Below are 11,108 nucleotides of genomic sequence, written 5' to 3'. Positions count from 1 at the left end.
AGCATGACGGGACCCGTGGTGGTGATCGGTGACACCCTGCTGGACCGGGACGTCGAGGGAACGGTGAACCGGCTATGCCCCGACTCCCCCGTGCCGGTGCTCGACGAGACCACGTACGTCGACCGGCCCGGGGGAGCCGGCCTGGCCGCGGTGTTCGCCGCCGCCGCGGGTGCGGAGGTCGCGCTGGTCACCGCTGTCGCCGACGACGCCGGCGGGGCCCGGATCGGCTCCCTGCTCGCCGCCGCCGGGGTGCAGTTGTACGCGCTCCCGCTGGCCGGCAGCACCCCGGAGAAGATCCGGCTGCGTGCCCGGGGCCGGGTGCTGCTGCGCCATGACCGCGGCGGCCGGGCCGCCGAGCCGGGCGAGCCGAGCGAGGCGGTGCTGCGCCTGCTCGCCGACGCCTCGGCGGTGCTGGTCAGCGACTACGGCCGGGGTGTCGCCGGGCAGCCGGCGCTGCGCGCCGCGCTGGCCGCCACCCGCGCCCCGGTGGTCTGGGACCCGCACCCGCGCGGCCCGGCGGCGGTGCCGGGCGTGCACCTGGCCACCCCGAACGAGTCCGAGGCGCGGGATTTGGCGAAGGGCCCACCCGGCGGGTCCCGGCTGGTCACCGCCGCCCGGAGCGCGCAGGCGCTGCGGCAGCGCTGGCAGGCCGGTGCGGTCGTGGTGACCCTGGGCGGGGACGGCGCGCTGCTCTGCCACGCCGGCGCCACCCCGCTGGTGGTGCCCGCCCCGGCCGCCGAGGGGGACACCTGCGGGGCGGGGGACCGCTTCGCAGCCACGGCGACCCTCGCGCTGGCCCGGGGCGCGCTGGTCTCCGAGGCGGTGCAGGAGGCGGTCGCCGAGGCGTCCGCGTACGTGGCCGGCGGGGGAGTGGCCACCGCGCTGCCCGCGCCGGTGCGGGCGGCCTCCCCGGTGGTGGTCAGCGGCGGCGGCGACCGGATCGGGGCGGCCGCGGCCGGCGCGGTGGTCGCCGAGGTACGGGCCGCAGGCGGCACCGTGGTCGCCACCGGCGGCTGCTTCGACCTGCTGCACGCCGGGCACGTGGCGACCCTCCAGGCCGCCCGCCAGCTCGGCGACTGCCTGGTCGTCTGCCTCAACTCCGACGTCAGCGTGGCGGGGCTGAAGGGCCCGGAACGCCCGGTCGTGCCGCAGGGCGACCGGAGTCGGCTGCTCGCCGCGCTGAGCTGCGTCGACGCCGTGATGATCTTCGACGAGCCGACCCCGCACGCCGCCCTGTCCTGGCTTCGGCCCGACATCTGGGTCAAGGGTGGCGACTACGCCAGCGGCGGCGGCGAGGAGACCCTGCCCGAGGCGGAGGTCCTGGCCCGCTGGGGCGGGCACACGGTGGTCGTGCCGTACCTGGACGGCCGGTCCACCACCGACATGATCGCGGCGGCCCGGGCCGGCCGCGGCCCGGCCGGGTTTCCCGCCGTGGCGGTCCCGGCGGCCGGGGCGCGCCGCGAGCCGGCGTCCCGACCGACGGCGGAGGGAGCACGATGAGCAGCACACCACCACTCGGGGCCGGCCCCACCGTCCTGGTCACCGGCGGTTCGAGCGGGCTCGGGGCGGCGGTGGTCGCCGCGGTGGCCAGGGCCGGTGGACGGCCCCTCGTCCTGGACCGGCACCGGCCGGGTGACGGGGTGCCCTGGGTCGAGTGCGACCTGGCCGACACCCGGGCCGCCGAGGTGGCCACCCGGGAGCTCGCGGAACGGTCCGGCGGCCTCGACGCGGTGGTGACCGCTGCCGGCATGGACATGCCGGGCAAGCTGGCCGACGTCCCGGCCGAGACCTGGGAGCGGATCGTCGCGGTGGACCTGCTCGCCACCGCGGCGGTGATCCGGGCCGCGCTGCCCTACCTGGCGGCGTCCCGGGGCAGCATCGTCACCGTCGCCTCCACCCTCGGGGTCAAGGCGGTCAGCGACGCCACCGCGTACTGCGCGGCCAAGTTCGGCGTGGTCGGCTTCACCCGGGCGCTCGCCGCCGAGCTGGCCGGCACGGTCGGGGTCACCCTGCTCATCCCGGGCGGCATGCGCACCGCCTTCTTCGACTCCCGGGACACGCGGTACCGCCCCGGGCCGGACGCCGCGCTCAACGAGCCCGCCGACACCGCAGCCGCGATCATGTTCGCCCTGTCCCAGCCGCCCGGCTGCGTCGTACGGGAGATGGTGGTCTGCGCCGAGCAGGAGACCTCGTACCCGTGATTCTCGTGCTCCGGGCGCTCGGCGTGGGCGACCTCGCGACGGCTGTGCCGGCGCTGCGCGGCCTGCGGGCCGGCTTCCCCGGCCGCGAGCTGGTGCTGGCCGCGCCGGCCTGGCTGGCGCCGCTGGCCGAGCTGGTCGGCGCGGTCGACCGGGTGCTACCCACGGACGGCCTCGACCGGTTGGCCTGGCCGGGCCCGCCGCCGGGGCTGGCGGTCAACCTGCACGGCCGGGGCCCGCAGTCGCACCGGGCGCTCGCCGCCACCCGACCCGGCCGGCTGCTCGCCTACCGCAACGCCGACGCCGGACATTCCGACGGGCCCGCGTGGGACGACGACGAGCACGAGGTCGACCGCTGGTGCCGCCTGCTGCACGGGTACGGACTCCCGGCCGACCCGGCCGACCTGGCCCTGCGCCGCCCACCCGTCGCCGAGGTCCCGGCTGGCGCAACCGTGCTGCACCCGGGCAGCAAGATCCCGGCGAAGCGCTGGCCGGCGGGACGCTTCGCGGCGCTCGCCCGGACCCTCGCCGGCCACGGGCACCGGGTGGTACTCACCGGCAGTGCGGACGAACGGGCCCTGGCCGAGCGGGTGGCCGCCGACGCCGGGCTGCCGCCGGCGGCGGTGCTCGCCGGCCGGACCGGCCTGGCCGAGCTGGCCGCGCTGGTGGCCGACGCCCGGCTGGTGGTCAGCGGGGACACCGGGGTGGCCCACCTGGCGACCGGCTACGGCACCGCGTCGGTGGTGCTCTTCGGCCCGGTGCCCGCGAAGCAGTGGGGCCCGCCGCCGGACCGTCCGCGGCACCGCGCGCTCGGCACCACCCCCGGTGTCGTGACCGGCCCGGGCTGGGCCGACCCGGGTGGGCCGGCCAGCCATCCGACGCTGGCGGCCATCGGTGTGGACGAGGTGCTGGCCGCCGCGGCGGAAGCGGAACGGGCGGTGCGGGTCTCCGGTGCGGTTGCGGCGTAGTGATCCGGGCCGGCCGGGGTACGGACGCCGGCGGCGCGGCAAGGGCTGGCTCTTCGTCGATGCGAAGGGCGAGCCGGTCCGCGACCCCGACGAAGTGGGCCGGCTCCGTGACCTCGTGATCCCGCCGGCCTGGCAGGACGTGTGGATCTCGCCGTACCCGAACGGGCACATCCAGGCCACCGGGATCGACGCGGCCGGGCGCAAGCAGTACCTCTACCACCCGCAGTGGCGGCAGAAGCGGGACGAGGCCAAGTTCGACCACATGCTGGAGGTGGCGCACCGGCTGCCGGTGCTGCGCGGCCGGGTCGACCACGACCTGACGCTGCGCGGCCTGCGGCGGGAACGGGTCCTCGCCACCGTCACCCGGCTGCTGGACATGGGCATGTTCCGGGTCGGCAGCGACCAGTACGCCACCGGGGACGACCCCACCTTCGGGGTCGCCACGCTACGCCCCGAGCACGCCCGCTCCCGGGACGGCTGCGTGGTCTTCGAGTTCCCGGCCAAGGGGGGCGTCGAGCAGGTGCGCCGGATCGAGGACGACGAGTTGTGCCGGGTGCTGACCAACCTGCGCCGCCGGCGGCGCAGGCAGGAGCGCCTCTTCGGCTACTGGGACGGCCGGGCGTGGCGGGACGTGCGCAGCGACGAGGTCAACGACTACCTGCGCGACGCCAGCGGCGGGGAGATGACAGCGAAGGACTTCCGTACCTGGCACGCCACCGTGCTGGCCGCCACCGGGCTGGCCACGGCCGGTGCGCAGCGCTCCGAAACGGCCCGGCGGCGTGCGGTCGCCGCAGTGATGCGTTCGGTCGCCGAGCTGCTCGGCAACACGCCGACCGTGGCGCGGGCGTCCTACGTGGACCCTCGTGTGGTCGACCTCTACCACGACGGGGTGCTCGCCCCGGTCGAGCCGGAGATGCCCCGGGAGTCGGTGGAGCGCGCCGTGCTGGCCCTGCTCGGGGAGAAGGTGGCCTGACCGGCCCCGTCGCCGGTCCTGGGGGAGAGACGACGGGGCCGGGGCCCGGTGCGGCCGTCGTCGGCCGGTGGTGTCCGGGAGGTCGGCCGCCGGTACGCCGGCGTCGGCACCGGGCGGCCGCCCGCGGCGGTCCGCCGCGGGCGCCTCGCCACGGCCCCCCGATACCAGTGGGCCGCGCCGGTCACCCGGCGGTCGGCCCGCAATCAGTATGTCGGCTGCGAGTTGACCGCGGATGCCGGAGTGTTGACGATCCGTGCCGCTCAGGGCCGGTGTCGCGCCCGGTACGCCTGCGGGGTCTCCTGGTACGCCGCCCGGAACGCCCGGCTGAAGTGGGCCTTGTCCCGGAACCCCCAGCGGCCGGCGATGTGCTGGATGGGGTGGTCCCGCAGCGCCGGGTCGGTGAGGTCGAGGCGGCAGCGTTCCAGCCGCTGGTCTCGGATGTACGCGGCCACGGTGGTCTCCTCGTCCTCGAAGAGCCGGTGCAGGGAGCGGACCGAGATGTGGTGTGCGTCGGCGACGCCCCGGGGACTCAGGGTCGCGTTCCCCAGGTGCTGGCGGATGTGCGAGCGGACCTGGGCCAGCAGCGCGCGGCGCCGCACCTCGGTCGGGATCTCGTCCTCGGAGACCAGGTGCCGGCCGAGCATGGTGGAGGTCAGGTCCAGCCCGATGCCGGCGAGCCGCTCCGCGTCCGCCGCGTGGTACTGCTCCGGATGGCTGCTGAGCTGGATCAGGTAGTCCGCCAGCAGCGCCCCGATCCCTTCGGTGCCGGACATCCGGCCCGCGAACAGCGGGGCGAGCCGCCCCTGGGACAGCGGCAACGCGTCGTAGGGGAGGAAGGCCACGACGGAGCTGGCGTGCTCGCGTCCGCCGTCGAGCCCGTGGTGGCTGACCTCGTGCGGGCGGGAGCAGTCGTAGAAGGTGAACTCGCCGGGCCGGCACTGGCTCCGCTGCCCCTCCTGCCCGGCGACCCCGGTCCCGGTGAGGGTCAGCGCGAGGCAGTAGTAGTCCGGGTCGGAACGCTGGATCAGCTTGGCGGTCCGGACGCAGTCCACCGACGGGTAGCGGTAGCGGATGAGGCGCATCCGGCCCAGCTCGATGAACTCCGCCCGGGCGACGAAGTTGTCGGCGTGCGCCGTCCGCACCCGCAGCGGCGCGGGGGAGTCGGCGATCATGTCCAGCCAGAGCCCGAACCGCTCCGGCGCCGGCACCTGCTCCGTGTCGAGGACGTGCTGGTGCAGTCCGGCGTCCATCAGCGACCTCCCCGCAGTCCGTCACCCGCTACTGTCGAAGACGCCCCGGGCGGGTCGCGAGCGACCGCCGGGGCGTCCGACATCCGTCATTGACGGCAATCATCTCTTCTGGTCCGGCTCCGCCGGTAGCGGGAATTTCAGTCGTTGAGCACCTGGGCGAGCCGGTCCCGGAACCGCCGCTCCGAGACGCTGACCACGTCGCCGCCCAGGCCCAGGATGCCGCCGCTGGAGGCCGCCGTGACCACCTGGTCGGCGATCTCCACCAGCCAGTGCCGGTACGCTCCGGCCTGCCCCTCGTCCACCTTGGCGGCCAGCAGGGCGGTCGCCTGGCCGGCCCGGGCGAGCACGTCGTCGATCATCGCCTGCGGCTCGGCGGGCATGAGGACCGGCAGCTCCGCGCCGGCCTCCGGGTCGCCCACCTGCGAGACGACCTCGCCCGCCACGGCGGCCACCAGTGGGCTGGCCGACTCCCGCCCCGCGGAGATGGTCTCCAGCCCGGCGGCGTTCTCGGCCATGGTGCGCTTGGTGCCGTCGGACTCGGCCGCGCTCGCCGCGGTGATGACCGCCTGCGGCAGCCCGACCAGCAGGCCCCACTCCTCGTCGGAGAAACCGAACCCGGTGTACGCCGGCTGCTCGATCACGATCAAGCCCCTTTCGCCGTGGTGGTCGTTGTCGACGGGCACCGTCCCGGTGCCCGGGTCAGGCTAGTCGAGCGCGAGCAGGCCCTGTTCGGACACCACGCGCACCGACAGCGTCTTGTAGCCGACCTCGTCGAAGAGCACCGTCATCCGGTCCTCCTCGTAGCTCAGCACCAGGCCGGCGCCCCATTCCGGGTGCCGTACCTGGCTGTGCACCGGGAACGGCCCGACCGCCCGGTCGTCGGCGACGCTGGTGCCGGCGTGGCAGTTGTCGCAGTGCCCGCAGACCTCGTGCATCTGCTCGCCGAAGTACGCCAGCAGCGCCTGGCCGCGGCAGCCGGTGGTCTCGGCAAAGGCGCGCATCATGTCGGTACGGGACCGGGTGACGGCCTGCTGCCGTTCCGCCTCGGCGAGCGCCGCCCGGCCGGAATCGGCGGCCGGCGGGGCGTACCGGGGGGCGCCGATGCGCTGGCGGGCGCGCGGCTCGGCGGCGCTCACCTGCTCCAGCAGGGACAGGTACTGGCCGAGCTTGCGCGGGCCGAGGCCGGTCAGCTCACGCAGTTCCTTCTTGCTCCGCGGCTGCTTGCGCAGCAGCGCGGCGAGCTCCCGCAGTTCCTGCTCGTCGGGCAGGCCGCCGGTGAAGTAGCGCTGCAGGCCGACGTCCTCGGCGCGCCACAGCAGCAGCACCCGGGCCGGCTGGCCGTCCCGGCCGGCGCGACCGATCTCCTGGAAGTAGCTGTCCGGGGAGTCGGGCAGTGCCATGTGCGCCACCCAGGCGATGTTGGGTTTGTCGATGCCCATGCCGAAGGCCGAGGTCGCCACCATGATCGGCACCTGGTCGGCGAGGAACGCCTCGTGCAGCTCGTGACGGGCGGCGGTCGGCATGCCGCCGTGGTAGTACTGCGCGGGGAAGCAGGCGTCGGTCAGCCGTCCGGCCAGTTCCTCGGCGGCCCGCCGGGTCGGCACGTAGATGATCCCGGGGCGCTCGTCGTCGCGGAGCAGCGCGGTCAGCCGCCGCCACCGGTAGTCGTCGGTCGGGCAGTGCGCCACCTCGAGGAAGAGGTTCGGCCGGTCCAGCCCGGAGACCACCACCTCGGGGTCGCGCAGCCGGAGCCGGGCGATGATGTCGTCGCGTACCGGCGGGGAGGCGGTGGCGGTCAGGGCCACCACGGGCGGCCGGCCGATGCCCTCGATCAGGTGCCCGAGCGCCAGGTAGTCAGGGCGGAAGTCGTGCCCCCAGGCGGAGATGCAGTGCGCCTCGTCGATCGCCACCAGGGCCGGCTTCAGCGAGCGGACCTCGGCCAGCCGGTCCGGGTTGCTCAGCGCCTCCGGGGTGATGAAGAGGAACTCGGCCCGGCCCCGGCGGATCTCCTCGATCGCCTCGGCCTGCTGCGCGGCGGTCTCGTCGGAGCTGATCCGCACCGCCCGCAGCTCGGGGCGCTGCCGTTCGTTGAGCGCGGCGATCTGGTCCTGCTGAAGCGCCAGCAGCGGGGAGATGACGACCGTGGGGCCGGGGATCAGGCTGGCCGGGATCTGGTAGATCGCCGATTTGCCGGCGCCGGTGGGCAGGACCACCAGGGCGTCGCGTCGCCTCATGACCGCCCGCATGGCGGCGAGTTGGTTGGGCCGCAGCGTGGTCCAGCCGAAGAGGCTGCGCGCCGCGCGGCGCAACGTCGTGGAGTGCGTCGTCAGTCTCATCAGTGGCCGCAGGTACCCCCGGCGATCACCGCCGAAACCGGGGCGGCTCAGCCCACGAACGGCGCGACCGCCACCAGGGTGATGACGACCGCGAAGACGCCGACGAGGTACCCCGCCGCACACGGGCGCGCCGCCGGCCGGAACAGGCCCACCAGCGCGAGGAGCAGCAGCGCGGCGTCCACGAGCAGGAAGGCCGCCGCCCCGAGGGTGAACACGTTGAACCCGCTGTCCGGGCTCGCGGTCGCGGTGAAGCTGCGGACATAGAGCAGGATGAGCAGCGGCGGCACCGCGTTGAGCAGCACCGCGGGCAGGAACCCGGCCAGTGCCACGGCCAGGGACCGCTGCGGTGGTGCTGTCACGGTCGTCGTCGTGTCGGTCATGCCGCCACCTCCGGGGAGCACCGTACCGACGGCACCGCCGCATTCGCGACGCGGTGATTGCGCTGCTGCGCCGTCGTGCTGCGGTGCTCCGTCGACCGTCCCGAGGAGCGGGCCGCGCTCGGCAGCCCGGTCGGGGACGAGCGGTTGCGGCGGGCGCTCGGCGCCGGCTGAGCGGTCAGCGCAGCCGGGGCAGGACCTCGCGCCGGTAGAGGTCGAACAGGCCCGGCCAGTGCGGCCCGGTGTTCGCCACGTAGACCTCGTCGAAGCCGGCCCGCGCGTACCGGTCGATCATTTCCAGGTGCGCGTCGACGCTGTTGCCGCAGACGAACGACTCCTTCATCATGTCCGGCCCGATCAGCTGCGCGGCCTGCTCGAAGTGGCGTGGCGAGGGAAGCACCTGGGACAGCTCGCCCGGCACCCCGGCGTTGGGCCACTTCTGGTACGCGATCAGCGCGCCCGCGTCCTCGCTGTCGGCGTACGCCGCCTTGAAGCCGGCCTGGCACGGCTTGTCGCCGCCGCCGGCGTCCCGGAACCGGCGGACCATCTCGGCGTCCGGCACCGTGCTCACGTAGCCGTCACCGATCCGGGCGGCCAGCTCGATCGACTTCGGACCGAAGCCGGAGACGTGGATCGGCGGGGGTGTGTCGGGTCGGGTGTAGATCCGGGCGTGCTCGACGGTGTAGTGCTTCCCGTGGTGGTTGACGAAGTCTCCGCGCCACAGCTCGCGGATCACCCCGACGGCCTCCTCGAGCATCTCCAGGCGGACGTCGGTCTGCGGCCAGACGGCGCCGAGGATGTGCTCGTTGAGCGCCTCGCCGGTGCCCACGCCGAGCCCGAACCGGCCCTCGTGCAGCACGGCGCTGGTGGCCGCGGCCTGGGCGATCACCGCCGGGTGGATGCGCATGGTGGGACAGGTGACCGCGGTGGTCACCGGCAGCCGGCAGACCTGGCTGAGCGCGCCGATGGTGGACCAGACGAAGGGGCTCTGGCCCTGCGCGTCGACCCAGGGGTGGTAGTGGTCGGAGATCCACAGGGCCTCGAAGCCGGCCCGTTCCGCGCCGCTGGCCTGCGCCAGCAGTTCCGCCGGCGGGTACTCCTCGCTGGACAGAAAGTAGCCGATCTTCACGCTTCCCCCTCGCCGCCACGGTTCGGACAACGAGCGCCGTACCCCGCCGGAAGCGGTCCGAACGCGTGGTCAGCGGCGGAACATCGCGCGGATGGCGATCAGCAGGAACAGGCCCCCGACCACCAGGCCGAGCAGGCGTACGCCCGGGATGTCGGCGGCGGTGGTGGCGTCGGCGAGCAGCGCGGGGTGCATGGTCGCACTCTCCCATTGCGGTGCCCGGTCCGCCAGCAGCTAACAGTTAGGAATGTTGACTATTTAGGGACGCGAGTGTGACCATGTCTGCACCGCCGGGGCGGCGGGTCGTGGGGAGACGGGGGTACGACAGCGCATGAGCGAGCGGATCGTGGGAGCGAGCCCGGACCTGGCGGCCCTGGCCGCTGCCGTCCTGCAACCCGGGTTCGTCGGCACCGCCCCGCCGGACTGGGTCTGCCGGTGGCTCGGCGAGGGGCTCGGCTCGGTGGTCCTGTTCGCCCGCAACGTCGTCGACCACGACCAGCTCGCGGCGCTCACCGCGGCGCTGCGGGCCGAGCGGCCCGACGTGGTCGTCGCGATCGACGAGGAGGCCGGAGACGTCACCCGCATCGAGTCGGCCCGGGGCAGCTCCCGGCCCGGCAACTTCGCCCTCGGCGCGGTCGACGACGAGCGGCTGACCGAGGAGGTGGCCCGCGACCTCGGCGTCGAGCTGGCCGACCTCGGTGTGACCCTCGACTACGCCCCGGACGCCGACGTCAACTCCAACCCGGCCAACCCGGTGATCGGGGTGCGGTCGTTCGGCCCCGACCCGGCCCTGGTGGCCCGGCACACCGCCGCCTGGGTACGCGGGCTCCAGGCCGGCGGGGTGGCTGCCTGCGCAAAGCACTTCCCCGGCCACGGGGACACCCGGGTCGACTCCCACCACGACCTGCCCCGCATCGGCGGCGACCGGGCCCGGCTGGACGCCGTCGAGCTGGCCCCGTTCCGGGCCGCGGTGGCTGCCGGGGTGCAGGCGGTGATGACCGGACACCTGCTGGTGCCGGCGCTCGACCCGGAGCTGCCGGCCACGCTCAGCCCGCGCATCCTCGGCGGGCTGCTCCGGGACGAGCTGGGCTTCCACGGGGTGGTGGTGACCGACGCGGTGGAGATGCGGGCGGTCGCCGACCGGTACGGCTTCACCGGCGCGGCGGTGCGTGCCCTCGCCGCCGGCGCGGACGCGATCTGCGTGGGCGGCGAACGGGCCATCGAGGCCGACGCGGTGCAGCTGCGCGACGCGATCGTCGCCGCGGTGGTCGCCGGGGAACTGCCCGAGGAGCGGCTGGCCGAGGCGGCCAAGCGGGTCGGTCAGCTCGCCGCGTGGAGCGCCGCCGCGCGGGCCGACCGGCCGGCCCGGATCCGGAACGACGACGGCTCCGCGGTCGGCCTGGCCGCCGCCCGCCGAGCGGTGCACGTGGCCGCCGGGGCCGGGCGGCTGCCGCTGGCCGGCCCGGCGCACGTGGTGGAGTTCGCTCCGCCCCGCAACATCGCGATCGGCGAGGAGACCCCGTGGGGGCTCGCCGCGCCGCTGGCCGACCTGGTGCCCGGCACCAGCGCCGCCCGGTACGCCGAGGGCGAGGTCCCGGCCGACCCGGTGGCCGGATCGGCCGGCCGCCCTCTGGTGCTGGTGGTGCGCGACCTGCACCGCCACGACTGGATGCGGGCGGCGGTCACCCGCGCCCTCGCCGCCCGGCCGGACGCGGTGGTGGTCGAGCTGGGCGTGCCCGTGCTGGTCACCGGCGCGGTGCACCTGGCCACCCACGGAGCCACCCGGGCCGCCGCGCAGGCCGCCGCCGAACTCCTCGCCGGCGCCCGCTGACGGTCGGGCGCCGCCCACGTCGCGGCCGGGCCGCCTGGACGCGACCGGC

General features: G+C 75.3%; 11 protein-coding genes. 5 read left to right on the top strand and 6 right to left on the bottom strand.

Annotation, left to right across the window (positions count from 1 at the left end):
- The first annotated feature begins 3 nt into the window (after positions 1 to 3).
- The 4 genes from ACL02O_RS04380 to ACL02O_RS04365 are packed head-to-tail and all read left to right on the top strand — an operon-like array spanning position 4 to position 4,139.
- A complete protein-coding gene (locus ACL02O_RS04380; RefSeq protein WP_412816633.1) occupies positions 4 to 1,500 on the top strand; it encodes a PfkB family carbohydrate kinase in 1,497 nt (498 codons plus the stop codon).
- Positions 1,497 to 2,201, top strand: a complete 705-nt coding sequence (locus ACL02O_RS04375) for an SDR family oxidoreductase (protein WP_412816632.1) — start codon at positions 1,497 to 1,499, stop codon at positions 2,199 to 2,201. Before ACL02O_RS04380 ends, ACL02O_RS04375 begins: the two co-directional genes overlap by 4 nt.
- On the top strand, positions 2,198 to 3,166 hold the full coding sequence (locus tag ACL02O_RS04370; RefSeq protein ID WP_412816631.1) for a glycosyltransferase family 9 protein: 969 nt from the start codon (positions 2,198 to 2,200) through the stop codon (positions 3,164 to 3,166). Before ACL02O_RS04375 ends, ACL02O_RS04370 begins: the two co-directional genes overlap by 4 nt.
- Positions 3,150 to 4,139 carry a DNA topoisomerase IB gene (locus ACL02O_RS04365; RefSeq protein WP_412816630.1) on the top strand — a complete coding sequence of 330 codons (990 nt, stop codon included), beginning with the start codon at positions 3,150 to 3,152 and terminating at the stop codon, positions 4,137 to 4,139. The genes ACL02O_RS04370 and ACL02O_RS04365 overlap by 17 nt, the downstream gene beginning before the upstream one ends.
- Before the next feature lie 260 nt (positions 4,140 to 4,399).
- Here the strand turns inward: ACL02O_RS04365 and ACL02O_RS04360 are convergent, their stop codons facing one another.
- From ACL02O_RS04360 to ACL02O_RS04335, 6 genes are all read right to left on the bottom strand, one after another.
- Positions 4,400 to 5,389 (bottom strand): helix-turn-helix domain-containing protein, encoded by a 990-nt coding sequence (locus ACL02O_RS04360; protein WP_412816629.1) that lies wholly within the window; start codon positions 5,387 to 5,389, stop codon positions 4,400 to 4,402.
- 137 nt (positions 5,390 to 5,526) lie between these two features.
- On the bottom strand, positions 5,527 to 6,030 hold the full coding sequence (locus ACL02O_RS04355; protein WP_412816628.1) for a hypothetical protein: 504 nt from the start codon (positions 6,028 to 6,030) through the stop codon (positions 5,527 to 5,529).
- Between the two features lie 63 nt (positions 6,031 to 6,093).
- Complete coding sequence (locus ACL02O_RS04350) at positions 6,094 to 7,725, bottom strand: RecQ family ATP-dependent DNA helicase (RefSeq protein WP_412816627.1); 1,632 nt, start codon at positions 7,723 to 7,725, stop codon at positions 6,094 to 6,096.
- A 47-nt stretch (positions 7,726 to 7,772) separates the two neighbouring features.
- Positions 7,773 to 8,105: a hypothetical protein gene (locus ACL02O_RS04345; protein ID WP_412816626.1), complete on the bottom strand. Its 333-nt coding sequence runs from the start codon at positions 8,103 to 8,105 to the stop codon at positions 7,773 to 7,775.
- A 175-nt stretch (positions 8,106 to 8,280) separates the two neighbouring features.
- Positions 8,281 to 9,231 (bottom strand): TIGR03557 family F420-dependent LLM class oxidoreductase, encoded by a 951-nt coding sequence (locus tag ACL02O_RS04340; protein WP_412816625.1) that lies wholly within the window; start codon positions 9,229 to 9,231, stop codon positions 8,281 to 8,283.
- Between the two features lie 69 nt (positions 9,232 to 9,300).
- A complete protein-coding gene (locus tag ACL02O_RS04335) occupies positions 9,301 to 9,423 on the bottom strand; it encodes a hypothetical protein (protein WP_255352235.1) in 123 nt (40 codons plus the stop codon).
- Positions 9,424 to 9,559: 136 nt separating this feature from the next.
- On the opposite strand from ACL02O_RS04335, the gene ACL02O_RS04330 reads away from it, so the two are divergent.
- Positions 9,560 to 11,059 (top strand): glycoside hydrolase family 3 N-terminal domain-containing protein, encoded by a 1,500-nt coding sequence (locus tag ACL02O_RS04330; protein WP_412816624.1) that lies wholly within the window; start codon positions 9,560 to 9,562, stop codon positions 11,057 to 11,059.
- Positions 11,060 to 11,108: the final 49 nt, after the last annotated feature.

The sequence above is a fragment of the Micromonospora mangrovicola genome, from assembly GCF_047200535.1.
Classification (GTDB): domain Bacteria; phylum Actinomycetota; class Actinomycetes; order Mycobacteriales; family Micromonosporaceae; genus Micromonospora.
This window is presented reverse-complemented; position numbering and strand designations above follow the sequence as displayed.

Excerpts from the sequence above, each read along its gene's own strand:
- ACL02O_RS04350 (WP_412816627.1), bottom strand. The coding sequence starts at position 7,725 with ATGAGACTGACGACGCACTCCACGACGTTGCGCCGCGCGGCGCGCAGC.
- ACL02O_RS04330 (WP_412816624.1), top strand. The coding sequence starts at position 9,560 with ATGAGCGAGCGGATCGTGGGAGCGAGCCCGGACCTGGCGGCCCTGGCC.
- ACL02O_RS04335 (WP_255352235.1), bottom strand. The coding sequence starts at position 9,423 with ATGCACCCCGCGCTGCTCGCCGACGCCACCACCGCCGCCGACATCCCG.
- ACL02O_RS04360 (WP_412816629.1), bottom strand. The coding sequence starts at position 5,389 with ATGGACGCCGGACTGCACCAGCACGTCCTCGACACGGAGCAGGTGCCG.
- ACL02O_RS04345 (WP_412816626.1), bottom strand. The coding sequence starts at position 8,105 with ATGACCGACACGACGACGACCGTGACAGCACCACCGCAGCGGTCCCTG.
- ACL02O_RS04380 (WP_412816633.1), top strand. The coding sequence starts at position 4 with ATGACGGGACCCGTGGTGGTGATCGGTGACACCCTGCTGGACCGGGAC.
- ACL02O_RS04375 (WP_412816632.1), top strand. The coding sequence starts at position 1,497 with ATGAGCAGCACACCACCACTCGGGGCCGGCCCCACCGTCCTGGTCACC.